22 protein-coding genes and 1 pseudogene are annotated in these 26,181 nt (G+C 69.3%); 20 read left to right on the top strand and 3 right to left on the bottom strand.

Annotated elements, in window-relative coordinates; translation table 11 throughout:
- Window positions 1–275: 275 nt before the first annotated feature.
- The 5 genes and pseudogenes from ACSYGN_RS16870 (at window position 276) to ACSYGN_RS16850 (ending at window position 5,780) form a co-directional block, all read left to right on the top strand.
- Window positions 276–1,124 carry a menaquinone biosynthetic enzyme MqnA/MqnD family protein gene (locus tag ACSYGN_RS16870; protein WP_460396422.1) on the top strand — a complete coding sequence of 283 codons (849 nt, stop codon included), beginning with the start codon at window positions 276–278 and terminating at the stop codon, window positions 1,122–1,124.
- A 125-nt stretch (window positions 1,125–1,249) separates the two neighbouring features.
- Complete coding sequence (locus ACSYGN_RS16865) at window positions 1,250–3,097, top strand: serine/threonine-protein kinase (RefSeq protein WP_460396420.1); 1,848 nt, start codon at window positions 1,250–1,252, stop codon at window positions 3,095–3,097.
- A gap of 136 nt (window positions 3,098–3,233) precedes the next feature.
- A complete protein-coding gene (gene mqnC / locus ACSYGN_RS16860; RefSeq protein ID WP_460396418.1) occupies window positions 3,234–4,433 on the top strand; it encodes a cyclic dehypoxanthinyl futalosine synthase in 1,200 nt (399 codons plus the stop codon).
- A 113-nt stretch (window positions 4,434–4,546) separates the two neighbouring features.
- Window positions 4,547–4,924 (top strand): annotated as a pseudogene (locus ACSYGN_RS16855) (acyltransferase family protein); the annotation flags it as partial.
- A gap of 160 nt (window positions 4,925–5,084) precedes the next feature.
- Entirely contained in the window at window positions 5,085–5,780 is a 696-nt protein-coding gene (locus tag ACSYGN_RS16850; protein ID WP_460396416.1) for a demethylmenaquinone methyltransferase, read from the top strand.
- An 84-nt stretch (window positions 5,781–5,864) separates the two neighbouring features.
- On the opposite strand, the gene ACSYGN_RS16845 is transcribed toward ACSYGN_RS16850, so the two are convergent.
- The gene (locus ACSYGN_RS16845) at window positions 5,865–6,185 is read right to left on the bottom strand and encodes a PASTA domain-containing protein (protein WP_460396414.1); all 321 of its coding nucleotides are present in this window, start codon (window positions 6,183–6,185) and stop codon (window positions 5,865–5,867) included.
- A gap of 185 nt (window positions 6,186–6,370) precedes the next feature.
- Window positions 6,371–6,877: a GNAT family N-acetyltransferase gene (locus ACSYGN_RS16840; protein WP_460396412.1), complete on the bottom strand. Its 507-nt coding sequence runs from the start codon at window positions 6,875–6,877 to the stop codon at window positions 6,371–6,373.
- Window positions 6,878–6,924: 47 nt separating this feature from the next.
- Between ACSYGN_RS16840 and ACSYGN_RS16835 the strand changes: the two genes are divergently transcribed.
- Window positions 6,925–8,295: a geranylgeranyl reductase family protein gene (locus ACSYGN_RS16835; RefSeq protein WP_460396410.1), complete on the top strand. Its 1,371-nt coding sequence runs from the start codon at window positions 6,925–6,927 to the stop codon at window positions 8,293–8,295.
- Window positions 8,296–8,571: 276 nt separating this feature from the next.
- Here ACSYGN_RS16835 and ACSYGN_RS16830 read toward each other — a convergent pair whose 3' ends face one another.
- Complete coding sequence (locus ACSYGN_RS16830) at window positions 8,572–9,378, bottom strand: C40 family peptidase (RefSeq protein ID WP_460396408.1); 807 nt, start codon at window positions 9,376–9,378, stop codon at window positions 8,572–8,574.
- A 777-nt stretch (window positions 9,379–10,155) separates the two neighbouring features.
- Here ACSYGN_RS16830 and ACSYGN_RS16825 point away from each other — a divergent pair.
- The 14 genes from ACSYGN_RS16825 to nuoN are packed head-to-tail and all read left to right on the top strand — an operon-like array spanning window position 10,156 to window position 26,119.
- Entirely contained in the window at window positions 10,156–10,515 is a 360-nt protein-coding gene (locus tag ACSYGN_RS16825; protein WP_460396407.1) for an NADH-quinone oxidoreductase subunit A, read from the top strand.
- A 13-nt stretch (window positions 10,516–10,528) separates the two neighbouring features.
- Window positions 10,529–11,083 (top strand): NuoB/complex I 20 kDa subunit family protein, encoded by a 555-nt coding sequence (locus ACSYGN_RS16820; protein WP_055493096.1) that lies wholly within the window; start codon window positions 10,529–10,531, stop codon window positions 11,081–11,083.
- Window positions 11,080–11,862, top strand: coding sequence for an NADH-quinone oxidoreductase subunit C (locus tag ACSYGN_RS16815; RefSeq protein WP_460396405.1), 783 nt, complete (start codon window positions 11,080–11,082; stop codon window positions 11,860–11,862). Before ACSYGN_RS16820 ends, ACSYGN_RS16815 begins: the two co-directional genes overlap by 4 nt.
- On the top strand, window positions 11,859–13,184 hold the full coding sequence (locus tag ACSYGN_RS16810) for an NADH-quinone oxidoreductase subunit D (RefSeq protein WP_460396403.1): 1,326 nt from the start codon (window positions 11,859–11,861) through the stop codon (window positions 13,182–13,184). The genes ACSYGN_RS16815 and ACSYGN_RS16810 overlap by 4 nt, the downstream gene beginning before the upstream one ends.
- Window positions 13,185–13,216: 32 nt before the next feature.
- On the top strand, window positions 13,217–14,038 hold the full coding sequence (gene nuoE / locus ACSYGN_RS16805) for an NADH-quinone oxidoreductase subunit NuoE (protein WP_460403516.1): 822 nt from the start codon (window positions 13,217–13,219) through the stop codon (window positions 14,036–14,038).
- Window positions 14,038–15,387 (top strand): NADH-quinone oxidoreductase subunit NuoF, encoded by a 1,350-nt coding sequence (gene nuoF, locus ACSYGN_RS16800; RefSeq protein WP_460396401.1) that lies wholly within the window; start codon window positions 14,038–14,040, stop codon window positions 15,385–15,387. Before nuoE ends, nuoF begins: the two co-directional genes overlap by 1 nt.
- Window positions 15,384–17,888 carry an NADH-quinone oxidoreductase subunit G gene (locus ACSYGN_RS16795; RefSeq protein ID WP_460396399.1) on the top strand — a complete coding sequence of 835 codons (2,505 nt, stop codon included), beginning with the start codon at window positions 15,384–15,386 and terminating at the stop codon, window positions 17,886–17,888. The genes nuoF and ACSYGN_RS16795 overlap by 4 nt, the downstream gene beginning before the upstream one ends.
- Window positions 17,885–19,246 carry an NADH-quinone oxidoreductase subunit NuoH gene (nuoH, locus tag ACSYGN_RS16790; RefSeq protein ID WP_460396397.1) on the top strand — a complete coding sequence of 454 codons (1,362 nt, stop codon included), beginning with the start codon at window positions 17,885–17,887 and terminating at the stop codon, window positions 19,244–19,246. Before ACSYGN_RS16795 ends, nuoH begins: the two co-directional genes overlap by 4 nt.
- A complete protein-coding gene (nuoI, locus tag ACSYGN_RS16785; protein WP_460396395.1) occupies window positions 19,239–19,841 on the top strand; it encodes an NADH-quinone oxidoreductase subunit NuoI in 603 nt (200 codons plus the stop codon). The genes nuoH and nuoI overlap by 8 nt, the downstream gene beginning before the upstream one ends.
- On the top strand, window positions 19,838–20,680 hold the full coding sequence (locus ACSYGN_RS16780; RefSeq protein ID WP_460396393.1) for an NADH-quinone oxidoreductase subunit J: 843 nt from the start codon (window positions 19,838–19,840) through the stop codon (window positions 20,678–20,680). Before nuoI ends, ACSYGN_RS16780 begins: the two co-directional genes overlap by 4 nt.
- A complete protein-coding gene (gene nuoK, locus ACSYGN_RS16775) occupies window positions 20,677–20,976 on the top strand; it encodes an NADH-quinone oxidoreductase subunit NuoK (RefSeq protein WP_460396391.1) in 300 nt (99 codons plus the stop codon). Before ACSYGN_RS16780 ends, nuoK begins: the two co-directional genes overlap by 4 nt.
- A gap of 14 nt (window positions 20,977–20,990) precedes the next feature.
- The gene (gene nuoL, locus ACSYGN_RS16770) at window positions 20,991–22,886 is read left to right on the top strand and encodes an NADH-quinone oxidoreductase subunit L (protein ID WP_460396389.1); all 1,896 of its coding nucleotides are present in this window, start codon (window positions 20,991–20,993) and stop codon (window positions 22,884–22,886) included.
- Between the two features lie 6 nt (window positions 22,887–22,892).
- Window positions 22,893–24,464 carry an NADH-quinone oxidoreductase subunit M gene (locus ACSYGN_RS16765; RefSeq protein WP_460396387.1) on the top strand — a complete coding sequence of 524 codons (1,572 nt, stop codon included), beginning with the start codon at window positions 22,893–22,895 and terminating at the stop codon, window positions 24,462–24,464.
- Entirely contained in the window at window positions 24,461–26,119 is a 1,659-nt protein-coding gene (nuoN, locus tag ACSYGN_RS16760) for an NADH-quinone oxidoreductase subunit NuoN (RefSeq protein WP_460396385.1), read from the top strand. Before ACSYGN_RS16765 ends, nuoN begins: the two co-directional genes overlap by 4 nt.
- Window positions 26,120–26,181: the final 62 nt, after the last annotated feature.

Here is a 26,181-nt window from a genome sequence, read left to right as displayed (position 1 = left end):
AGGGTTGCCCTGCTCCAGAACCTGCCAGTGTGAACGAGCGCCGCACTAGTGCAATTGTCTGAAAACGACGAGAGCCCGCGGTCACATGCTCCGCAGGCTCTGTACTGCAAGGGAAACCAAACTGCAACTTGAGGCGAGCCTAGCACGCGGGCAGCAGAAAGCAATAGAGCCCAAGATCACGTCACTCAGACGTTTGAACCCCGACCCGCGAGGCTGGCCACGGGCCGGACCGGCCCGTTGACCGCACCGTACCGCATGGGGTCTAGTCTCGCGATGTGGACAATTCTCGCACCCGGCCCCGCGTGGGTCACATCCAGTTCCTGAACTGCCTGCCCCTCTACTGGGGGCTCGCGAGAACCGGCACCCTACTCGACTTCGAGCTCACCAAGGACACCCCTGAGAAGCTCAGCGAGCAGCTGGTGCGGGGCGACCTCGACATCGGTCCGATCACCCTCGTCGAGTTCCTCAAGCACGCCGACGACCTGGTCGCCTTCCCTGACATCGCTGTCGGCTGCGACGGCCCGGTCATGTCCTGCGTGATCGTCTCCCAGGTCCCCCTGGACCGGCTCGACGGCGCCCGTGTCGCCCTCGGCTCCACCTCCCGCACCTCCGTGCGCCTCGCCCAGCTCCTGCTGGCCGACCGCTACGGCGTACGGCCCGAGTACTACGCCTGCCCGCCCGACCTCAGCCTGATGATGCAGGAGGCCGACGCCGCCGTACTCATCGGTGACGCCGCCCTGCGCGCCAACCTCCACGACGGGCCCCGCTACGGCCTCGACGTGCACGACCTCGGCGCGCTGTGGAAGGAGTGGACCGGCCTGCCCTTCGTCTTCGCCGTCTGGGCCGCCCGGCGCGACTACCTGGAGCGCGAGCCCGTCATCACCCGCCGGGTGCACGAGGCCTTCCTCGCCTCCCGCAACCTCTCCCTGGAGGAGGTCGGCAAGGTCGCCGAACAGGCCGCCCGCTGGGAGTCGTTCGACGAGCAGGTCCTGGAGCGCTACTTCAACACCCTCGACTTCAGCTTCGGCGCCCCGCAGCTCGCCGCCGTCGCCGAGTTCGCCCGACGCGTCGGCCCGACCACCGGTTTCCCCGCGGACGTGGAGGTGGAACTCCTTCGGCCGTAGCCTGCGTCTCAGACCTGCGTCTCAGACCTGCGCCGGACGGTCCCTCCCGGACTGTCCGGACGCTTTCCGGGGATGTTTTCGGGGGACGTTTTCTGGGACTTTTCTGGTGAGGGGGAGTGGCCGTCATGCAGCCGCTGGGAGCGGACGAACCCACCGTCGTGGGGCCCTACCGGCTGCTCGGCCGGCTCGGCTCCGGCGGGATGGGCCGCGTCTACCTGGGCCGTAGCGCGGGCGGTCGTACCGTCGCGGTGAAGATCGTGCACCCGCACTTCGCCCTCGACGAGGAGTTCCGCACCCGCTTCCGCCGTGAGGTCGAGGCCGCGCGGCGGGTCGGCGGCGCCTGGACCGCGCCGGTTCTCGACGCCGACCCCGAGGCCCCCGTGCCCTGGGTCGCCACCGCCTACGCCGCCGGTCCCTCCCTCGCCCAGGCCCTCTCCGACGGCGGCCCGCTGCCCCCGGCGACCGTACGGGCGCTCGGCGCCGGTCTCGCGGAGGCGCTGGCCGCCGTGCACGAACTCGGGCTCGTCCACCGCGACGTGAAGCCCTCCAACGTGCTCCTCACCCTCGACGGCCCCCTCCTCATCGACTTCGGCATCGCCCGCGCCATGGAAGGCACCGCCTCCCTCACCTCTACCGGCGTCTCCATCGGTTCCCCCGGCTACATGGCGCCCGAGCAGATCCTCGGCAAGGGCGTCTCCGGCGCCGCCGATGTCTTCTCCCTCGGCGCGGTCCTCGTGTACGCCGCCACCGGCGAGCCGCCCTTCCCCGGGGACTCCTCGGCCTCGCTGCTCTACAAGGTCGTCCACGAGGAACCGGTGCTCGGCGCGCTCGGCGGGGAGGTACGGGAGCTGGCCGCGGCCTGCCTGGCGAAGGACCCCGGCGAGCGGCCCACGCCGGGCGAGGTGGCCCGGCGGCTCGCTCCCGACGGCGCCGCCCGGCTGGTGGCGGGCGGCTGGCTGCCGGGGGCGCTGGTGGAGCAGGTCAGCCGGAGTGCGGTGCGGTTGCTGAACCTGGAGGCGGGGGCGACTTCAGCGGGTTCAGCGGGTTCAGCGGGTTCGGAGGGGTCGGGGCCGGTGGGGTTCAGCCGGGTGTCGGTGGGGGAGCAGCAGACCGGGGCGGGTGGGCAGCCGTCGGGGACGGGGGCTTTCGGGCCTGCGCCTGTGATGCCCGCCGGGTCGCCGGACCGGGCCATGGCACCGGCCCAGGACCAGGCCCAGGCTCCGATTCCGGTTCAGGCCGTCCCGTCCGACGCCCATGCCGCCGTAGTGCCTGCCGCAGAGGCTTCCGCAGCGCCCGCCGTGCTGCCGCCGCAGGACGCGCCGCCGTACGACGCGACCGTCCCGCCCTCCCCCGGTGAGTGGCCCGGCAAGGTGTCCGTGTCCCTCGCGGCGACCTCCGTGCCCGGTATCGACGGGCGGGGGCGGCGGGTGAGCTGCACCCTGGCGCTCGCCGTCGCCGGGGCGCTCGCGGCGGTGACCGTGGGGACGGTCTTCGTGGTCCGCATGCTGCCCAGCGGCGGTAGCGACGACTCGGCCAGCAGCGGCGCCGCTTCCAAGTCCTCGGCCCCGGCCCCCGCCGAGCCCTCCGACGGATACAGCGCCGCCGACGGCGGCGAGGGCGCCGTACCCGCGCGCTACCTCGGTACCTGGGAGGGGGAGGGCACCGGGCTCGGCGGGACCGTGCCCATGGGCACTTTCCGGGTCACGCTCCACCAGGCCCGGATCGGCGGGGAGCTGGGCCGGGTCCGTAATACCGACCCCCTCGGCACCAGCGTCTGCATCGACGTCCTCACCCTGAAGAAGGCATCGAAGGACCAGCTCGTCGCGCGCGCCGTGGGCGCCGCCACCAACCCCAGCACCTGCGTGGCGGACCCCAGCACAGTACGGCTCACACCGACCGGCGACGGGCTCAAGTACGCGTCGGACAGCTCGGGTTCGGGCAAGCCGGTGGCGCGGCTGGCCCGGCTCAGGTGAGCCGGACGGGTACCTCTGACGTGCCCGGCGCGGCCTCTGCGGCCGTCCTGGCGACCCCCGCCCGTATCCGGCGCGGGGAGGCCGCTGGCGTAGGCTGGCCGGGTCCGTCCACAACCCTTGACGAAAGGGACGCCCGGTGACCGAGAAGGCCGACCTTCAGTCCGTGCTCGACCGTGCCGCCGACGGTGGGCGGATCACGCCGGAGGAGGCGCTCGTCCTCTACCGTGACGCCCCGCTGCACGCCCTCGGCGCCGCCGCCGACACCGTGCGCCGCCGCCGGTACGCGGGTAGCGAGCACATCGCGACGTACATCATCGAGCGGAACATCAACTACACCAACGTGTGCGTCACCGCGTGCAAGTTCTGCGCCTTCTACGCCGCTCCCAAGGACACCGCCAAGGGCTGGAGCCGCGACCTGGACGACATCCTGCGCCGCTGCGCGGAGACCGTCGAACTCGGCGGCACCCAGATCATGTTCCAGGGCGGCCACCACCCCGACTACGGCGTCGAGTACTACGAGAAGAACTTCTCCGCCATCAAGAAGAACTTCCCCCAGCTGGTCATCCACTCCCTCGGCGCCTCCGAGGTCGAGCACATGGCCCGTATCTCCGGAGTGTCGGTCGAGGAGGCCATCTCCCGTATCCACGCCGCCGGTCTGGACTCCTTCGCGGGCGCGGGCGCCGAACTCCTGCCCGCCCGGCCGCGGAAGGCGATCGCGCCGCTGAAGGAGAGCGGGGAGCGCTGGCTGGAGATCATGGAGATCGCCCACAACCTCGGCGTCGAGTCCACGACCACGATGCTGATGGGCACCGGCGAGACCAACGCCGAACGCATCGAGCACCTGCGGATGATCCGCGATGTGCAGGACCGCACGGGCGGCTTCCGCGCGTTCATCCCGTACACGTACCAGCCGGAGAACAACCACCTCAAGGGCCGCACCCAGGCGACCGTCTTCGAGTACCTGCGGATGATCGCCGTCGCCCGCCTCTTCCTCGACAACATCCAGCACATCCAGGGGTCTTGGCTGACGACCGGCAAGGACGTGGGCCAACTGACGCTCCACTACGGCGCGGACGACCTCGGGTCGATCATGCTGGAGGAGAACGTGGTCTCCTCCGCCGGTGCCAAGCACCGCTCCAACCGGCTGGAGATCATCGAACTGATCAGGAACGCGGGCCGGGTGCCCGCCCAGCGCTCCACGACGTACGAGTACCTCGCCGTGCACGACGACCCGGCGAACGACCCCGTCGACGAGCGCGTGATGTCGCACATCTCCTCCACGGCGATCGAAGGCGGCACCGCCCACCCCGAGTTGACGATCCTCGCCGCCAACTGACCCGCGTCCGCCGGACAGGGGGCCCTGTAGGGCAGGGGGGCCTGTCGGACAGGGGCCTGTCGGACGGGGGCCTGTTGGACAGGGGGCCTTCGGGTCGCTGCGGACGGATCGGGATGCCTCCGGTCGTCGTCTTCCGGACCGTGACGCCGTATTCGTACGAGCCGGAGCCCCAGGCCGCCGACGCGGCGCAGCCCACCCGCTCCCGGTGGCCCCCCGGACGGGACCGCTACTTCGACAGCCTCCGAGCCGTCGCCCTCATCCGTGTCGTCACGTACCACGCCTTCGGCTGGCCCTGGGCGAGTCTGGTCCTCCCCTCCATGGGGATCATGTTCGGCCTGGCCGACACCCTGATGGCGAAGTCGCTGGAGCGGCCAGCGCCCAAGGTGCTCACGAGCCGGATGCGTCGGCTGCTGCCCCCGTTCTGGTTCTGGGGCGTGTTCGTGGTGCCGGCGATGCTGATCCACGGCTGGATGCCGGGCCGGCAGATCGTGTGCGGTACCTGCCGCTGGAAAGCCAGTGGTCCTGTTCGGCGCCGGCTGGGGGCTGATCGCCGGGTTCGTCGTGCTGTGCGGCTGGGTCGAGGACGTCGCGGCGAAGCAGAAGCCGAGGCTGCTGCCGTGATGCCGTACCGCGTGCTGACACAATGGGCGGGTGACCCGCGCATCCCTGGACAAGCAGCCGCACGAAGTCGCCTCGATGTTCGACAAGGTGGCGGCACGGTACGACCTCACCAACGACGTGCTGTCCCTCGGGCAGGACCGGCGCTGGCGCAAGGAGGTCGCGAGAGCGGTCGACGCCCGCCCCGCGCAGAAGGTCCTGGACCTCGCTGCCGGTACGGCGACCTCCTCGCTGCCCTTCGCACAGACCGGTGCCTACGTCGTCCCCTGTGACTTCTCGCTGGGCATGCTCCAGGTCGGCAAGCAGCGCAACTCCTGGCTGCCGTTCACGGCGGGCGATGCGACGAGGCTGCCGTTCAAGGACGACACCTTCGACGCCGTGACCATCTCCTTCGGGCTGCGCAATGTGCAGGACACCGACGCGGCGCTGCGTGAGATGTACCGGGTGACCCGGCCCGGCGGGCGCGTGGTGATCTGCGAGTTCTCGCATCCGACCTGGGCGCCGTTCCGGACCGTCTACACCGAGTACCTGATGCGCGCCCTGCCGCCGGTCGCGCGCGCGGTGTCTTCCAGCCCGGACGCCTATGTCTATCTCGCCGAGTCCATCCGCGCCTGGCCCGACCAGCCCGCGCTGGCCGAGCGGCTGATCAAGGCGGGCTGGTCGAAGGTGGCCTGGCGCAACCTCTCCGGCGGCATCGTGTCCCTGCACCGCGGCTTCAAGCAGGGCTGAGCCGGTTCCGGCATCCGGCAGGGCTGAGCCGGAGTCCGGCAGGACTGAACCGGTTCCGGCAGGGCTGAGCCGTGCCGCTGCGGCTCAGCGTCCGCCGATGCCGCCGATGGTCTCGACCGCGTCCCCGGGCTCGTCCAGCTCGCGTTGCAGCCCGCCGGCAGGCGGTCTCGGGACGCGCGGCTCGCGCATGCCACCGCCGCCGTCCCCGTCGTTGAAGCCGAACCACACGTACACCATCGAGTCCCGCGGCACCTCGGCGCCGGGCTGCGGGTACTGGCGCACGACATAGTCGACGACGACCAGATGGAAGTCCGGACGGTCCGGCGCGTTGATGAACAGGCCTTGTGCCTGCGCCGTTTCACGTGCGTCGATGGCCATCAGACCGACAAGCCTGGGCACACGCACTTCGGGTGTTTTTTGCGTTATGCGCACAGATGTCACCCCCAGCGATACTGGAAGGGTAACCGCCTGGGGGCGCAGTTCGGAAGCGCCATATGCCTATCTGTGACAGATCGTTACTGAGCGTGACGCAATCGGACTGATGTCATCCGTATGGCAAGGGCGGCCTGATGGCTATGGCTGGAGGGGGCTCATAGATCGAGCCGGTAGCAGTGGGCTTCCCGCTCCGACCGAGGGATCGCGAAGGTCTCGGCGAGCCGCATGCCCAGCCGCCCGGTCACCGCGATGGACCGCTCGTTGCGGGCGTCGACCATCGCCACCACTTTCCCCACCCCCGCCGTCCGCAGCCGTTCCAGCGTCCGCTCGGCCGCCTCGGTCGCGTACCCCTTGCCCCAGTGCTCACGGCCGAGCCGCCAGCCGATCTCCAGCTCTCCGGTGGGGCCCCAGTCCCGGTCCCAGGGCTGGGCGCCCGTGAAGCCGAGGACGCGGTCGTCCTCGTCGGTCAGCGTCCACAGACAGAAACCGAGTTCGGCGTCGTGCCGGCGTTGGCGAGCGGTGAGCTCCTCGTAGACCGACAGCTCCGCCGATCGGCCGCCGTGGAACTCCATGACGTCCGGATCGTCGAACACCCGGTGCCAGGCGAAGGCGTCCTCGTGGGTGGGGACACGGAGCCGTACGACAGGGAGAGCACGGGTCACGGGACAGCCCTTCAGCCGGGTGATCAATTCTGCTGCATAGACTGCCCATGTCCAGTGCCGGTCGGCACTCCGATTCCGAACCTTGGGGAGATCCCGCCGTGACCGAGCCCCACTCCGAGCCCTTCTCTAAGCCCTTCTCTGAGCCCTTCTCCGAGAACACCGCCGATGTCATCGTCGTGGGCGCGGGCCCGGCCGGCTCGACGACCGCGTACCACCTCGCCCGCGCCGGACTCGACGTGCTGCTGCTGGAGAAGACCGAGTTCCCGCGCGAGAAGGTCTGCGGCGACGGTCTCACCCCGCGCGCGGTCAAGCAGCTCGTGGCGATGGGCATCGACATCTCCGAGGAGGCCGGCTGGCTGCGCAACAAGGGCCTGCGCGTCATCGGCGGCGGTGTCCGTCTCCAGCTGGACTGGCCGGATCTCGCCTCCTTCCCGGACTTCGGTCTGGTCCGGCGGCGCGACGACTTCGACGAGCAGCTCGCCCGGCAGGCCCAGAAGGCGGGCGCCCGGCTCTTCGAGCGCTGCAACGTCGGCGCCCCCGTCCTCGACGACCGGACCGGCCGCATCACCGGTGTCACGGCCAAGATGGGCGAGGAGAAGCGCGAAGTCACCTTCCGCGCGCCGCTGGTGGTGGCAGCCGACGGCAACTCCTCCCGCCTATCTCTCGCGATGGGCCTGCACCGCCGTGAGGACCGCCCGATGGGCGTGGCCGTCCGGACGTACTTCAACTCCCCGCGCCATGAGGACGACTACCTGGAGTCCTGGCTGGAGCTGTGGGACCGCCGTGGAGCCCAGGACCGTCTGCTGCCGGGCTACGGCTGGATCTTCGGCATGGGCGACGGCACCTCGAACGTCGGCCTCGGCGTCCTCAACACCTCCGCCTCCTTCAAGGAACTGGACTGGCGCGAGGTCCTGAAGGCGTGGTGCGCGTCCATGCCCGAGGACTGGGGCTACGTCCCCGAGAACATGACCTGCCCGATCCGCGGCGCCGCCCTGCCGATGGCCTTCAACCGCCAGCCCCACTACACCAAGGGCCTGCTGCTCGTCGGCGACGCGGGCGGCCTGGTGAACCCCTTCAACGGCGAGGGCATCGCCTACGCCATGGAGTCCGGCAGCCTCGCCGCCGACGTCATGGTCCAGGCGCACGCCCGGTCCACCCCGGCCCAGCGCGAACTCGCCCTGCGCAACTACCCGCGCATTCTCAAGGACACCTACGGCGGCTACTACACGCTGGGCCGCGCCTTCGTGAAGCTCATCGGCAACCCGAAGGTCATGCAGCTCGCCACCCAGCGCGGCCTCTCCCACCCGCTGCTGATGAAGTTCACCATGAAGCTCCTGGCCAACCTCACCGACCCGACGGGCGGCGACGCCATGGACCGTGTCATCAACGCCCTGACAAAGGTGACCCCGAAGTCCTGACCCGACCGAGGCCCTGACGGCGCCCGCGAGCGGCCGCGGCGGGGACTGCGGCCCCTCGCGGGCGCCGCGGCCACCATGCCCGGGGCGGGCGGGCGGGCGGGTCGTGGAGGCGTCGGGTTCCGAAAGGCCCGGAGAACCCCGAAAGGCCCGGAGGACGCCGAAAGACCCGGAGGACGCCGAAAGGGCCGGAGGACGCCGAAAGGGCCGCGCGCCCCCCGGAGGGGGCTGCTGCGGCCCTTGTGCGGCTGCCGGGAGAGGCTCGGCTGCCGGGGAGGCTCAGAGCACTCGTACCGCGCCGGTGGGCGGGTCGTAGGAGAGGGGCTTCTCCACGATGCCCGTGGAGGGGTTCTGCGCGCCGACGAACATGCCGCCGCCCACGTACACCGCGACGTGGTACGCGCTGCCCGCGCTGCCCCAGTACAGGATGTCGCCCACCTGGAGGTTGCTCAGCGAGACCTGGGTGCCGGCCGTCGACTGGGACTCGGAGACCCGCGGCAGGCTGACACCGATCTGCTTGAAGGCGGCCTGGACGAGGCCGGAGCAGTCGTAGGCGCTGGGGCCCGAGGCGCCCAGCACATAGCTCTTGCCGATCTGCGCCTTCACGAAGGCCACGACGGCCGCGGCCGAACCCGTCGCCGTGGACGAGCCCGTGGAGCTGCTGCTCGTCGTGCTGGTGAGGGTGGTCCGCTCGGCCGTGCGGGAGGCGCGTGCCGCGGCGGCCCGGCGCGCGTCCTGCTCGGCCTTCTTCTTGGCCTCCGCCTTCTTCGCGTCCGCGAGGTCCGACTTGGCCTGCTTCGCGGCCTTCGCGGCGGCGGCGTCACGCTCGGCCTGGAGCTGGTAGTTCGCGGCGGCCTGCTGTGTGGCGTCCGCGGACTGGGCGATCTGCTCGGCCACGTCGGCGGTCAGAGTGGGCAGTTCGAGCGTCTGGGTCACCGGCTCGGCGGCGTTCGCCGAGTAGGCCGACGCGCCTGCCACTGCCAGGCTGCCGATGACACCACCGGCGACTCCCGCCCGCATCGCGATCGTCTGCGACGCGTTGCGGCGGGGCTTTCGGTGGCTGCGTATGAGAGCGGTCTGGGACATGGGTACAACGGGTATCAGGGGCTCCTCCATACCCACAAGGAACGTGTGCTGCGCCACAGTTGCTCAATCGGAGCCCCAAATCCCGGGCGTGTCGTTCTTTATTGACGCCGTAACGGACATTGCGGACTCACGTGATCATGCCTGTGATCTTGCCCTTTCGTCGGTTCGTCCGGATTGCCCGCGGCCTACCATCGGTGGGGACGGTTGGCCAAGCCCGGTTCTCATGGGTCTCTCATCGATGTGGTGGAGGTCACGGAACGGTTACCGAAAATGCGATGTCTCGCGCGCGGGTCGAGTTAGTGAACTCGTGCATGACTTAGTGAACTAGTGATCCCGACTTGGTGAACTAGTGCACGTGTCCACACTGCTCCGGACTTCTCCTTCTGAAGTGTGAATGGGATCCACTATCAGCGCTCGTAGTCCACTGCCAATTTTGATGCACGGGAACTCACTTGATATCGAGGCCCCCCTCCGGCCTGCGAAGACGACTGGGAATGTTACTTCTTGGCGTCTCTTTGACCCCCTCATGGCGAAGATCAACCGACATATGACAGCATGATCGTTCGTCAGGTGGTAGAGATCACAAAGGTAGTCGAATACCCCGTGTCGCAGATCACAGATGGTCGGGCATAGGATGCGTGGCAGTTAGGGCTTGTGACCGGCTTCACATGTTCTCGATCTTGGTCGGGACGGGCGTGGCTCGAGGGGTATGTGAGGCGGTGGTGAGTCCGTCACATACACACCACAGTCAGTGCCGACTGAGAGGAGCGAGGAGCGGTGAACGCCTATGCGCCCATCCTCGTACTGGGAGCCCTCGGGGCAGCCTTTGCGATCTTCTCCGTGATCGCGGCCACGTTGATCGGGCCGAAGCGTTACAACCGCGCGAAGCTCGATGCCTACGAGTGCGGGATCGAGCCGACCCCCACGCCGGTCGGCGGAGGCCGCTTCCCCATCAAGTACTACCTGACGGCGATGCTCTTCATCGTCTTCGACATCGAGATCGTCTTCCTCTACCCCTGGGCCGTCACCTTCGACGCCCTGGGGATCTTCGGGCTCGTGGAGATGCTGCTCTTCGTGCTCACCGTCTTCGTCGCCTACGCCTACGTCTGGCGCCGCGGCGGCCTGGAATGGGACTGAGGGGCCTTACACCATGGGACTCGAAGAAAAACTGCCGAGCGGCTTCCTGCTCACCACCGTGGAGCAGGCGGCCGGCTGGGTCCGCAAGGCGTCCGTCTTCCCGGCCACCTTCGGACTCGCCTGCTGCGCCATCGAGATGATGACCACCGGCGCCGGCCGCTACGACCTGGCGCGCTTCGGCATGGAGGTCTTCCGCGGCTCCCCGCGGCAGGCCGACCTGATGATCGTCGCCGGGCGTGTGAGCCAGAAGATGGCCCCGGTGCTGAGGCAGGTCTACGACCAGATGCCCAGCCCCAAGTGGGTCATCTCGATGGGCGTCTGCGCCTCCTCGGGAGGCATGTTCAACAACTACGCGATCGTCCAGGGCGTGGACCACATCGTCCCCGTCGACATCTACCTCCCCGGCTGTCCGCCGCGGCCCGAGATGCTGATGGACGCCATCCTCAAGCTCCACCACAAGATCCAGACCTCCAAGCTCGGCGTGAACGCCGAGGAGGCGGCGCGTGAGGCCGAGGAAGCCGCGCTGAAGGCCCTCCCCACGATCGAGATGAAGGGGCTGCTGCGGTGAGCGACGCGAACGGCACCGGCGCGCAGGGAACGAACGGGGCCAACCCCGAGAAGGACCTCTCCGCCGCCAACCTCCCCGGCCGGCGCGGCCAGGGCGGCGAGGAGATCCGCGTCCAGCGCGGCATGTTCGGCGCCAACAACGGCGGCGACACCACCGGCTACGGCGGCCTGGTCCGCTCGGTCCGGCTCCCGGGACCGGCGACCCGGCCCTACGGCGGCCCACGCGGCGGAGACGCATACGGAGACTTCGACGAGGTCGCCGACGAGTTCGAGGGCGCCCTGGAGGAACAGGGTCTGCTGCCCGAGAACGCCATCGAGAAGACGGTCGTCGACCGCGGCGAACTCACCTTCCACATCGAGCGGGAGCACCTGGTCCGCGTCGCCCGTGTGCTGCGCGACGACCCGGCGCTGCGCTTCGAGATGGCCACCGGGGTCAGCGGCGTCCACTACCCGCACGACAAGGGCCGCGAGCTGCACGCCGTCTACCACCTGCGCTCGATCACCCACAACCGGCTGATCCGCCTGGAGGTGAGCGCCCCCGACGCCGACCCGCACATCCCGTCGCTGGTCTCCGTCTACCCGACCTGTGACTGGCACGAGCGCGAGACGTACGACTTCTTCGGGATCGTCTTCGACGGCCACCCCGCCCTGACGCGGATCATGATGCCGGACGACTGGCAGGGCCATCCGCAGCGCAAGGACTACCCCCTCGGCGGCATCCCCGTCGAGTACAAGGGTGCCCAGATCCCGGCTCCCGACCAGCGGAGGTCGTACTCGTGAGCAGTACCCAGTCAGCATCCGCCCGGGAAACCACCGAGGGCACCGTCTACACGGTGACCGGTGGCGACTGGGACGAGGTCGTCCAGTCCGCGGCCCGGGCCGACGACGAGCGCATCGTCGTCAACATGGGCCCCCAGCACCCGTCCACCCACGGCGTGCTGCGCCTCATCCTGGAGATCGACGGCGAGACCGTCACCGAGGCCCGCTGCGGCATCGGCTATCTCCACACCGGTATCGAGAAGAACCTCGAGTACCGCACGTGGACGCAGGGCACCACGTACGTGACGCGCATGGACTACCTGACGTCCTTCTTCAACGAGGCCGCCTACTGTCTGTCCGTCGAGCGGCTCCTCGGCATCGAGGACCAGATCACCGAGCGCGCCAAGATCATCCGTGTGCTCCTCATGGAGCTCAACCGCCTCTCCTCCCACCTGGTGGCCATCGCCACCGGCGGCATGGAGCTCGGCGCCACCACGATCATGATCTACGGCTTCCGTGACCGCGAGCTGGTCCTCGACATCAACGAGCTGGTCACCGGCCTCAGGATGAACCACGCGTACATCCGCCCCGGCGGTCTCGCCCAGGACCTGCCGCCCGGCGCGGTCGACCACATCCGCGAGTTCGTGAAGAAGATGACGAAGAACCTCCCGGAGTACGACAAGCTCGCCACCGGGAACCCCATCTTCAAGGCCCGTATGCAGAACGTCGGCTATCTCGACCTCGCCGGCTGCATGGCCCTCGGCGTCACCGGCCCGATGCTGCGCGCCACCGGCCTGCCGCACGACCTGCGCAAGGCACAGCCGTACTCCGGCTACGAGACCTACGACTTCGATGTGCCGACCGCCGACACCTGCGACGCCTACGGCCGCTTCCTGATCCGCCTGGAGGAGATGCGCCAGTCGCTCAGGATCGTCGAGCAGTGCCTGGACCGGCTCGAGCCCGGCCCGGTCATGGTCGCCGACAAGAAGATCGCCTGGCCCGCCCAGCTCGCCCTGGGACCGGACGGACTGGGCAACTCCCTCGACCACATCAAGAAGATCATGGGCACCTCCATGGAGTCCCTGATCCACCACTTCAAGCTGGTCACCGAGGGCTTCCGGGTACCGGCCGGACAGGCGTACGTCGCCGTCGAGTCGCCCAAGGGCGAACTCGGGGCGCATGTCGTCTCCGACGGCGGCACCCGGCCCTACCGGGTCCACTTCCGTGACCCGTCCTTCACCAACCTTCAGGCCGTGGCGGCGCTGTGCGAAGGCGGCCAGGTCGCCGACGTCATCGTCGCCGTCGCGTCCATCGACCCCGTGATGGGAGGCGTCGACCGGTGACCACCACTCCTGAAGAGGGCGTCAGCCTGGGCATGCCGCAACTGCCCGCCGCCGGCTACCCGGACGACGTCCGGGCCCGCCTGGAGACCGACGCTCGCGCGATCATCGCCCGCTACCCCGGCGCGCGTTCCGCCCTGCTGCCGATGCTGCACCTCGTGCAGTCGGAGGAGGGCTACGTCACCCGCACCGGCATGCAGTTCTGCGCCGAGATGCTGGACCTGACCACGGCCGAGGTCACCGCGGTCGCCACCTTCTACACCATGTACCGGCGCAAGCCCTCCGGTGACTACCAGGTGGGCGTGTGCACCAACACGCTGTGCGCGGTGATGGGCGGCGACGCCATCTACGAGAAGCTCCAGGAGCATCTCGACCTAGGCAACAACGAGACCACCGACGACGGAAAGGTCACCCTCGAGCACATCGAGTGCAACGCGGGCTGCGACTACGCCCCGGTCGTCATGGTCAACTGGGAGTTCTTCGACAACCAGACCCCTCAGAGCGCCACCGCTCTCGTCGACGACCTGCGCGCGGGACGGCCGGTGGAGCCGACGCGTGGTGCCCATCTGTGCACCTTCAAGGAGACCGCCCGGATCCTGGCGGGCTTCCCCGACGAGCGCCCCGGCGCAGCAGACGAGAGCGTCGGTGCCGGACCCGCGTCGCTGCGGGGCCTGCGCCTGGCCAAGGGCGAGGCACCGGCCCCGCGCGTGGTCCACCCGCGGGACGGCGCACCGCAGGGCGCACCGGCGGACGGACAGGCACCGGCCGGACACCGCAGCTCGCACGACGCGCCGCAGCAGACCTCGGCCTCCGACCCGGCACACCCGGCGGGACCCGTCGTCGAGGAGGGGGAGTGATGACATTGGCACCCGAGATGCAGGACACCAGCCCCGAGAAGCTGCTCGCGCCCGTGCTGTCGGCGTTCTGGGACGAGGACAGGTCCTGGACGCTGGACGTCTACCGGCGGCACGACGGATACGAGGGCCTGCGCAAGGCGCTCGCCATGTCGCCGGACGAGGTGATCGCGTACGTCAAGGAATCCGGTCTGCGCGGCCGCGGCGGCGCCGGATTCCCGACGGGAATGAAGTGGCAGTTCATCCCCCAGGGTGATGGGAAACCGCACTATCTAGTTGTCAACGCTGACGAATCGGAGCCCGGGACGTGCAAGGACATCCCGCTCCTGTTCGCCAATCCGCACAGCCTCATCGAGGGCATCGTCATCGCGTGCCATGCCATCAGGTCGCAGCACGCTTTCATCTATCTGCGTGGTGAAGTCGTCCCCGTTCTGCGGCGGTTGCACTCGGCCGTACGAGAGGCCTATGAGGCCGGCTACCTCGGCAAGAACATCCTCGGCAGCGGTCTCGACCTCGAACTCACCGTGCACGCGGGCGCGGGCGCGTACATCTGCGGTGAGGAGACCGCGCTGCTCGACTCGCTCGAGGGCCGCCGTGGTCAACCGCGGCTCCGTCCTCCCTTCCCTGCCGTCGCGGGCCTCTACGCGTGCCCGACTGTGGTGAACAACGTCGAGTCGATCGCTTCGGTTCCCTCGATCCTGCACCGGGGCAAAGAATGGTTCCGCTCGATGGGGAGCGAGAAGTCCCCCGGCTTCACGCTCTATTCCCTCAGCGGGCATGTCTCCAACCCCGGCCAGTACGAGGCGCCGCTCGGCATCACCCTGCGCCAGCTCCTCGACATGAGCGGCGGGATGCGGCCGGGCCACCGGCTCAAGTTCTGGACACCGGGCGGCTCCTCGACGCCGATGTTCACCGACGAGCACCTCGACGTCCCTCTTGATTACGAAGGAGTGGCCGCCGCGGGTTCCATGCTCGGCACAAAAGCCCTCCAGTGCTTCGACGAGACCACCTGCGTCGTACGTGCCGTCACCCGCTGGACCGAGTTCTACGCCCACGAGTCCTGCGGCAAGTGCACCCCCTGCCGGGAGGGCACGTACTGGCTGGTGCAGCTGATGCGGGACATCGAGGCGGGCAAGGGCCGCATGAGCGATCTCGACAAGCTGTACGACGTGGCCGACAACATCAACGGCAAGGCCTTCTGCGCCCTCGGCGACGGTGCCGCCAGCCCCATCTTCTCCTCGCTCAAGTACTTCCGCGAGGAGTACGAGCAGCACATCACGGGCCGGGGCTGTCCCTTCGACCCGGCCAAGTCCACGGCATGGGCGGACAAGCCCGCGGAGGTGAACGCATGACCATCTCGACCAACGCTTCCGCCGGAGGCGGTGAGGCGGCGGTCCCGCCGGAAGATCTCGTGACGCTGACCATCGACGGCGCCGAGCTCAGCGTGCCCAAGGGCACGCTGATCATCCGGGCCGCCGAACAGCTCGGTGTAGAGGTCCCCCGGTTCTGCGACCACCCCCTCCTCGAACCCGTCGGCGCCTGCCGCCAGTGCATGGTCGAGGTCGAGGGGCAGCGCAAGCCGATGGCGTCGTGCACCACCACGTGCACCGACGGCATGGTGGTCAAGACCCAGCTCACCTCCCCCGTGGCCGAGAAGGCCCAGCACGGTGTGATGGAGTTCCTGCTCATCAACCACCCGCTGGACTGCCCCGTCTGTGACAAGGGCGGCGAGTGCCCCCTGCAGAACCAGGCCATGTCGCACGGCCACGCCGAGTCCCGCTTCGACGGGACGAAGCGCACGTACGAGAAGCCGATCCCGATCTCCACCCAGGTGCTGCTCGACCGCGAGCGGTGCGTGCTGTGCGCCCGGTGCACCCGCTTCTCCAACCAGATCGCCGGTGACCCGATCATCGACCTGATCGAACGCGGTGCGCTCCAGCAGGTGGGCATCGGAGCGGGCGACCCGTTCGAGTCGTACTTCTCCGGCAACACCATCCAGATCTGCCCGGTCGGCGCGCTGACGTCGGCGGCGTACCGCTTCCGCGCCCGCCCGTTCGACCTGGTCTCCTCGCCCTCCGTGTGCGAGCACTGCTCCGGCGGCTGCGCCACCCGCACCGACCACCGGCGCGGCAAGGTCATGAGGCGCCTGGCGGCCAACGACCCCCAGGTCAACGAGGAGTGGATCTGCGACAAGGGACGCTTCGCGTTCCGGTACGCGCAGGCCAAGGACCGCCTGACCACGCCCCTGGTGCGCAACCCTGAGGGCGAACTCGTCCCGGCATCCTGGCCCGAGGCGCTGGAGATCGCCGCCCAGGGCCTGCTGGCTTCGCGTGGCCGGACCGGCGTGCTGACCGGCGGACGCCTCACCGTCGAGGACGCCTACGCCTACAGCAAGTTCGCGCGCGTGGCGCTCGGCACCCACGACATCGACTTCCGCGCGCGCGTGCACAGCGCCGAGGAGGCCGACTTCCTGGCCGCCTGCGTCGCCGGACGCGGTGTCGACCTGGACGGCACGGGTGTCACGTACACCTCCCTGGAGAAGGCGCCCGCCGTCCTGCTGGTCGGGTTCGAGTCCGAGGAGGAGGCGCCCGGCGTCTTCCTGCGGCTGCGCAAGGCGTGGCGCAAGCGCGGACAGAAGGTGTTCGCGCTGGCCACGCACGCCACCCGCGGCCTGGAGAAGGCGGGCGGCACCCTGCTGCCGGCCGCACCCGGCACCGAGACCGAATGGCTGGACGCGCTCGCGGGCGGCGTCGGCCTGGAGGAGGCGGGCCAGAAGGCCGCCGAGGCCATGCGCGCCGAAGGCACCGTGATCGTCGTCGGCGAGCGCCTCGCCGCGGTCCCCGGCGGCCTCACCGCCGCGGTACGGGCCGCGGCCGCGACCGGATCCGACCTGGTGTGGATCCCGCGCCGGGCCGGGGAGCGCGGCGCCGTCGAGGCGGGCGCGCTGCCGTCGCTGCTGCCCGGCGGACGCCCGGTCACCGACCCGCGCGCGCGTGAGGAGGTCGCCGCGGCCTGGGGCCTCGCCGAACTCCCGGGCGGCTACGGCCGTGACACCGCGCAGATCGTCGAGGCCGCGGCCGGTGGCGAACTCCAGGCTCTGGTGGTCGCCGGCGTCGAGGTCGCCGACCTGCCCGACCCGGCACGCGCGCTGGAGGCCCTCGACGAGGTCGGTTTCCTCGTGTCGCTGGAACTGCGGCCCGGCCCGGTCACCGAGCGGGCCGACATCGTCCTGCCCGTCGCCGCCGTCGCCGAGAAGCCCGGCACCTTCCTCAACTGGGAGGGCAGGGCGCGGATGTTCGACGCCGCGCTGAAGCCCGAGCAGATGACACGCCGCCTGGCGCCCACCGACGCGCGGGTGCTGCAGATGCTGGCCGACGCCATGGACGTGCATCTGGGCCTGCCGGATCTGCGCACCGTGCGTGCGGAGATCGACCGGCTCGGTGCCTGGGAGGGCACGCGGCCCGCGGCCCCGCTGGAGAAGGCGGGCACACCCCCGCGGCCCGCCGCAGGGGAGGCCGTGCTCGCCGGGCACCGGCTCCTCCTCGACCAGGGCGTCCTCCAGGAGGGCGACGACGCGCTCGCCGGCACCCGGCACGCCGCACGCGCGCGCGTGTCGGCCGCCACCGCCGCCGAGGCGGGCGTCAAGAACGGCGACGTCCTCGCCGTGAGCAGTACCGCAGGAACCGTCGAACTCCCGCTGGAGGTCACCGCGATGCCCGACCGTGTGGTCTGGCTCCCGCTGAACTCCACGGGCGGGGGCGTCGCCTCCGACACCGGGGCGCTGCCCGGCTCCCTGGTCCGCATCGGCCCGGCGAAGCCCGTCGGCGAGGCCCCCCAGGAGGTGGAGGCATGAACACGTACCTCGCCGCGTCAGACCTCTCGCTGTTCGGCCACGACCCCTGGTGGCTCGTCGTCGTCAAGGCGGTGTTCTGCTTCGCCTACGTGATGCTGACCGTGCTGTTCTCCATCGTGTGGGAGCGCAAGGTCGTCGCCTGGATGCAGCTGCGCATCGGCCCGAACCGGCACGGCCCCTGGGGCATGCTCCAGTCGCTCGCCGACGGCGTGAAGCTGATGCTCAAGGAAGACGTCATCGTCAAGCGCGCGGACAAGGTGGTCTACCTCATCGCGCCGATCGTCGCGGCCGTCCCGGCCTTCATGGCGATCGCGGTGATCCCCTTCGGCCCGGCGGACAACGAGATCTCGATCTTCGGCACCCGCACCACGATGCAGCTGACCGACCTGCCGATCGCGATGCTCTACATCCTCGCGGTCGCCTCCGTCGGCATCTACGGCATCGTGCTGGCGGGCTGGAGCTCCGGCTCCACCTACCCGCTGCTCGGCGGTCTGCGCTCCTGCGCGCAGATGATCTCCTACGAGATCGCCATGGGCGCCGCGTTCGCCTCGGTGTTCCTCTACTCGGGCTCGATGTCGACGTCGACGATCGTCGAGCAGCAGCAGGGCCGCTGGTACATCCTGCTGCTGCCGGTGTCGTTCATCCTCTACATCGTCACGATGGTCGGCGAGACCAACCGCGCACCCTTCGACATGCCGGAGTCCGAGGGCGACCTGGTCGGCGGCTTCAACACCGAGTACTCGTCGATCAAGTTCGCGCTGTTCATGCTCGCCGAGTACGTCAACATGGTGACCGTCTCGGCCGTGTCGACCACGCTCTTCCTGGGTGGCTGGCGGGCCCCGTGGCCCATCAGCACCGTCTGGGAGGGCGCGAACCACGGCTGGTGGCCGCTGCTCTGGTTCACGATCAAGGTGCAGCTGCTGCTGTTCGGCTTCATCTGGCTGCGCGGCACGCTCCCGCGCGTGCGCTACGACCAGCTGATGAAGCTCGGCTGGAAGGTGCTCATCCCGGTCTCCGTGGTCTGGCTGATGCTCGTCGCCACCGTCCGGGCCCTGCGCAACGAGAACTACGGCTTCGCCGACATCGCCCTCTACATCGGCGGCGGCGTCCTCGCCCTGCTGCTTCTGTCCTTCGTCTACGACATGTTCCGCGAGAAGGCGAAGGCCGCCGAACCGCCCGCCGAACCGGCCGGCTTCGACCCGATGGCGGGCGGGTTCCCCGTGCCGCCGCTGCCGGGACAGGAACTCCCGCCGGTGCCGCGGCGCCGTCCGCGGCGGGACGGGGAGCTCGTTGTCAGTGGCGGAGTGGACACTGTGAGTGACGGATCTCTGGATGGAAAGGAGGCGTCCGATGGCTGAGGAGCCCAAGGAGACCAAGCCCGGTTTCATGAACCCCGTGGCCGGCTTCGGCGTGACCTTCAAGGCCATGTTCAAGAAGCGGCTCACCGAGCAGTACCCGGAGCAGAAGAAGACCACGGCTCCGCGGTTCCACGGCAGGCACCAGCTCAACCGTCATCCGGACGGCCTCGAGAAGTGCGTCGGCTGTGAACTGTGCGCCTGGGCCTGCCCCGCGGACGCCATCTATGTGGAGGGCGCCGACAACACCGACGAGGAGCGCTACTCGCCGGGCGAGCGGTACGGCCGCGTCTACCAGATCAACTACGCCCGCTGCATCCTGTGCGGGCTGTGCATCGAGGCGTGCCCCACGCGCGCGCTGACGATGACGAACGAGTTCGAACTGGCCGACTCCAGCCGCGCCAACCTCATCTACACCAAGGAACAGCTGCTGGCCGGCCTCGAAGAGGGCATGGTCGACAGCCCGCACGCGATCTATCCGGGTATGGACGAACAGGACTACTACCGGGGCCTGGTGACGGAGGCCGCACCCGGCACCGTGCGCCAGGTCGCCGTCACCAAGGGCGAGAAGCCGGCCGAAGAGGAGGTGGACGCATGAGCGCGCAGCTCGCCGCCTACACCACCTCCAACGGTGAGGCGATCCAGTTCTGGGTCCTGGGCACGGTGGCCGTGCTCGGCGCCCTGGGCACCGTCTTCATGAAGAGGGCCGTGCACAGCGCGCTGAGCCTCGCCGGGACGATGATCGTCCTGGCGGTGTTCTACCTCGCCAACGGGGCCTACTTCCTGGGCATCGTGCAGATCGTCGTCTACACCGGCGCGATCATGATGCTGTTCCTGTTCGTGGTGATGCTCGTCGGTGTCACCGCGGCGGACTCCCTGAAGGAGACCATCAAGGGCCAGCGGTGGCTGGCCCTGCTCTCCGGGGTCGGCTTCGGGGTCCTGCTGATCGGAGGGATCGGCAACGCCTCCCTCAAGGACTTCGACGGCCTCGGCCAGGCGAACGCGCACGGCAATGTGGAGGGCCTCGCCGCCCTCATCTTCACCAAGTACGTGTTCGCGTTCGAAATCACCGGCGCCCTGCTCATCACGGCCGCCGTCGGCGCCATGGTGCTCACGCACCGCGAGCGCACCGAGCGGGCCAAGACCCAGCGCGAACTGTCCGAGCAGCGCGTGCGCGAGGGCACGTACGTACCGCCGCTGCCCGCGCCCGGCGTGTACGCCCGGCACAACGCGGTCGACATCGCGGGCCTGCTGCCCGACGGCACCCCGTCCGACCTCACGGTCAACAAGACGCTGCGCGCCCGCGGCCAGATCCGTGACGTGTCGGTCGAGGCGCTCAACGATCTGCGGGCCCTCGAACAGCGTGCCGAAGAGCGCCTGGAGCGGACCGGGATCGAGGCCGCGAACTTCAAGCGGCCCGAGGAGGCGTCGAAGTGAACCCCGTCAACTACCTCTACCTCGCCGCCCTGCTGTTCACCATCGGCGCGACCGGGGTGCTCATCCGGCGCAACGCGATCGTCGTGTTCATGTGCATCGAGCTGATGCTCAACGCCTGCAACCTCGCGTTCGTCGTCTTCTCCCGTCTGCACGGCAATCTCGACGGCCAGATCATCGCCTTCTTCACGATGGTCGTCGCCGCCGCGGAGGTCGTGGTCGGGCTCGCGATCATCGTGTCGCTGTTCCGTTCCCGCCACTCGGCCTCGGTCGACGACGCCAGCCTGATGAAGCTGTAAGGGGTCGCTGAATCGTGGAGAACCTGATTGCGCTGCTGATCGCGGCGCCTCTGCTCGGAGCTGCCGTCCTGCTGGTCGGCGGGCGGTACCTCGATGCCGTCGGCCACTGGATCGGCACGCTCCTGTCGACGACCTCGTTCGTGCTCGGTGTGATCCTCTTCGCCGATCTGCTCGGCAAGAACGCCGAGCACCGCACCCTGACCGACCATCTGTACACATGGATCTCGGTCGGGAGCTTCCAGGCGGACATCACCTTCCGCCTCGACCAGTTGTCGATGACCTTCGTCCTGCTGATCACCGGCGTCGGCTCGCTCATTCATCTGTACTCGGTCGGGTACATGGAGCACGACGAGCGCCGCCGCCGTTTCTTCGGTTATCTCAACCTGTTCCTCGCGGCGATGCTCATCCTCGTCCTCGCCGACAACTACCTCCTGCTGTACGTCGGCTGGGAGGGCGTGGGTCTCGCGTCCTACCTGCTGATCGGTTTCTGGCAGCACAAGCCCAGCGCCGCCACGGCCGCCAAGAAGGCGTTCCTGGTCAACCGGGTCGGCGACATGGGCCTGTCGATCGCGATCATGCTGATGTTCACGACGTTCGGCACCTTCGCCTTCACCCCGGTCTTCGACAGTGTCGGCGGCGCGTCCGAGGGCAAGCTCACCGCCATCGGCCTGATGCTGCTGCTCGCGGCGTGCGGCAAGTCCGCACAGGTACCGCTGCAGTCCTGGCTCGGTGACGCGATGGAGGGCCCGACCCCGGTCTCCGCCCTCATCCACGCCGCCACGATGGTGACCGCGGGTGTCTATCTGATCGTCCGCTCCGCCGCGATCTTCAACGCCGCCCCCGACGCGCAGCTCGCCGTCACGGTGGTCGGCGCCGTCACGCTGCTGTTCGGTGCGATCGTCGGTTGCGCCAAGGACGACATCAAGAAGGCACTGGCCGGCTCGACCATGTCGCAGATCGGCTACATGATCCTCGCGGCGGGCCTCGGCCCGATCGGCTACGTCTTCGCGATCATGCACCTGGTGACGCACGGCTTCTTCAAGGCCGGACTGTTCCTCGGCGCCGGTTCGGTCATGCACGGCATGAACGACGAGGTCGACATGCGCAGGTACGGCGGCCTGCGCACGTACATGCCGATCACCTTCGCCACCTTCGGCCTCGGCTACCTCGCCATCATCGGCTTCCCGGGTCTGTCCGGCTTCTTCTCCAAGGACGCCATCATCGAGGCCGCCTTCGCCAAGGGCGGCACCCAGGGCTGGATCCTCGGGAGCGTGGCCCTGCTCGGCGCGGCGATCACCGCGTTCTACATGACCCGCGTGATGCTGATGACGTTCTTCGGCGAGAAGCGCTGGCAGCCCGACGAGAACGGCAACGAGCCGCACCCGCACGAGTCGCCCAGCGTCATGACGATCCCGATGATCGTGCTGGCCTTCGGCTCGGTCTTCGCCGGTGGCTTCTTCAAGCTCGGCGACCATTTCCTGCACTGGCTGGAGCCGGTCACCGGGCACAGCGAGGGCGATTCCCCCCTCAGCGCCGGAGTCGTCACCGCCGCCACCATGGTGTGCCTGGTCATCGGCGTCGGCATCGCCTACGCCCAGTACGGCCGCAAGCCGGTCCCGGTCGTCGCCCCGCGCGGTTCGCTGCTCACCAGGGCCGCCCGCCGCGACCTGTACCAGGACGACTTCAACCACGTCGTCCTGGTCCGCGGCGGCGAGCACCTGACGCGGTCCCTGGTCTACGTCGACCACACCCTGGTCGACGGCGTCGTCAACGGCACGGCAGCCACGTTCGGCGGCCTGTCCGGGCGGCTGCGCCGCCTGCAGAACGGCTTCGTGCGCTCGTACGCGGTCTCGATGTTCGGCGGTGCGGCGCTCCTGGTCGCCGCGACCCTGCTGATGAGGGCGGTCTGATATCCGATGTCCTTTCCTCTGCTGACAGCGACGGCGGCGCTCCCGGCCGTGGGGGCCGTCGCCACGGCCGCCGTCCCGGCCGCGCGGCGCACCGCCGCGAAATGGCTGGCGCTGCTGGTCTCCCTCGGCACCCTGGGGCTGGCGATCGCCGTCCTGGTGCGCTTCGACCCGGACGGCTCCCGCTACCAGCTCACCGAGTCCCACGACTGGATCAAGGCGTTCGGGGTCAGGTACGAACTGGGAGTGGACGGCATCGGGGTCGCGCTCATCGCGATGACCGCCGTGCTGATGCCGTTCATCCTCCTGGCGAGCTGGCACGACGCCGACCAACTGGACGACGGAACCCGCCGCTGGCGGCCCACACAGGGCTTCTTCGCCCTGCTGCTGGCCGTCGAGGCGATGGTCCTCATCTCGTTCGAGGCCACCGACGTCTTCCTCTTCTACATCTTCTTCGAAGCCATGCTGATCCCGATGTACTTCCTCATCGGCGGCTTCGGCGACCATGCCCACGAGCACGGTGAGGAAGTGGCGTCGACCCAGCGGTCGTACGCCGCGGTGAAGTTCCTGCTCTACAACCTGGCCGGCGGTCTGATCATGCTGGCCGCGGTGATCGGCCTCTTCGTCGTCACCAAGAACTTCAGCCTCCAGGAGATCGTCCAGGCCCGCGCCAACGGCTCGCTCCACATGGCGACCAGCACCGAACGCTGGCTGTTCCTCGGCTTCTTCTTCGCGTTCGCGGTGAAGGCGCCGCTGTGGCCGGTGCACACCTGGCTGCCCAACGCCATGGGCGAGTCCACCGCGCCGGTCGCCGTGCTCATCACGGCGGTCGTCGACAAGGTGGGCACCTTCGCGATGCTCCGCTTCTGCCTCCAGCTCTTCCCGGAGGCCAGCAAGTGGGCCACGCCCGCCATCCTGGTCCTCGCCCTGATCAGCATCATCTACGGCGCGCTGCTCGCCGTGGGCCAGCGGGACATCAAGCGGCTGATCGCGTACGCGTCGATCTCGCACTTCGGCTTCATCGTGATGGGCATCTTCGCGATGACCAGCCAGGGCCAGTCCGGCGCGACGCTCTACATGGTCAACCACGGCATCGCCACGGCCGCGCTGATGCTGGTCGCCGGCTTCCTGATCTCGCGCCGCGGCTCCCGGCTCATCGCCGACTACGGCGGTGTCCAGAAGGTGGCCCCGGTGCTCGCCGGCACCTTCCTGATCGGCAGCCTCGCGACGCTGTCGCTGCCGGGCCTCGCGCCCTTCGTGAGCGAGTTCCTGGTCCTGGTCGGCACCTTCACCCGGCACACCACGATCGGGGTGATCGCCACCTTCGGCATCGTCCTCGGCGCGCTCTACAGCCTCGTCCTCTACCAGCGGACGATGACGGGCCCGGTGAAGTCCGAGGTCACCGCGATGCCCGACCTCAAGGCGCGTGAACTGGTCGTGGTCGCCCCGCTGATCGTGCTGCTGATCCTGCTGGGCGTCTACCCGAAGCCGGTGACGGACGTCGTCAACCCGGCTGTCAAACACACCATGTCGGACGTACAGAAGACCGACCCCAAGCCCGATGTGGAGGCGGCCAAGTGAGCGCAAGCGCCGTCCACAGCCTGTGGACAACAGCGGCGACGGCCGCTCAGCCGATCGGGAAGATCGACGCACCCAAGATCGAATACGCCCAGCTCTCCCCGACCCTGATCGTCGTGGGCGCGGCGCTCGTCGGGGTGCTCGTCGAGGCGTTCGTCCCGCGCAAGTGGCGCTACTACGCGCAGGTGTTCGTGTGCGCCGTGGCGTTCGTCTCCGCCTTCGCCGCGGTCGTGGCGCTGGCGGCCGGCGGGTACGGCACGACGAAGGCGCACATCGCGGCCATGGGCGCCATCGCGGTCGACGGCCCCGCGCTGTTCCTCCAGGGCACCATCCTGCTGACCGCGCTGGTCGCCCTGTTCACCTTCGCGGAGCGGCGCCTCGACCCGGAGGCGCACGGCAACCGCGTCGACTCGTTCGCGGCGCAGGCCGCGTCCGTACCGGGCAGCGACAGCGAGAAGGCCGCCGTCAAGGCCGGCTTCACCACGACCGAGGTGTTCCCGCTGCTGCTCTTCGCGGTCGCGGGCATGCTGGTCTTCCCCGCGGCCAACGACCTGCTGACGCTGTTCGTGGCACTGGAGGTCTTCTCCCTGCCGCTCTACCTGATGTGCGCGCTGGCCCGCCGCAAGCGGCTCATCTCGCAGGAGGCGGCGGTCAAGTACTTCCTGCTCGGCGCGTTCGCCTCCGCGTTCACCCTGTTCGGCATCGCCATGCTGTACGGCTACGCCGGCTCGGTGTCGTACGGCACGATCGCGCGGGTCGTCGACGGCACCGTGACCAGCGTCGACCCGGCGCTGGCCGGCACCATGGGCAACGACGCGCTGCTGCTGCTCGGCGCCGCGCTGCTGGGCATGGGCCTGCTGTTCAAGGTGGGCGCGGTCCCGTTCCACATGTGGACGCCGGACGTCTACCAGGGCGCTCCGACCCCGGTGACCGGCTTCATGGCGGCGGCGACGAAGGTCGCCGCGTTCGGCGCGCTGCTGCGCGTGCTGTACGTCGTGCTGCCGGGCATGCGCTGGGACTGGCGGCCGGTCATGTGGGGCGTGGCGATCATCACCATGGTGGCCGGTTCGATCATCGCGATCACCCAGACCGACATCAAGCGGCTGCTGGCGTACTCGTCGATCGCGCACGCGGGATTCATCCTCGCGGGTGTCATCGCGACCACCAAGGACGGCGTGTCGTCGGTCCTCTTCTACCTGGGCGCGTACTCGTTCGTGACGATCGGCGCGTTCGCCGTGGTCACCCTGGTGCGTGACGCGGGCGGTGAGGCGACCCATCTGTCCAAGTGGGCCGGGCTCGGCCGCAGGTCGCCGCTGGTGGCCGGCGTGTTCGCGGTCTTCCTGCTGGCCTTCGCGGGCATCCCGCTGACCTCCGGCTTCGCCGGGAAGTTCGCGGTGTTCAAGGCGGCGGCGGAGGGCGGCGCGGCCCCGCTGGTCGTGGTCGGTGTGATCTCCTCGGCGATCGCGGCGTTCTTCTACATCCGGGTGATCGTGCTGATGTTCTTCAGCGAGCCGCGGCCGGAAGGCCCGACGGTCGCCGTGCCCTCGCCGCTGACCATCGCGGCGATCGGGGTGGGCGTGGCCGTCACGGTCGTGCTCGGTGTGGCGCCGCAGTACTTCCTCGACCTGGCGAACCAGGCGGGCGTCTTCGTCCGCTGACCGGACGCGCGGGCCCCGGTTTCCCTGAGGGGAGCCGGGGCCTTCGTGTGCGTACGGCGGCG

The organism is Streptomyces sp. YIM S03343 (genome assembly GCF_054729195.1).
This window is presented reverse-complemented; position numbering and strand designations above follow the sequence as displayed.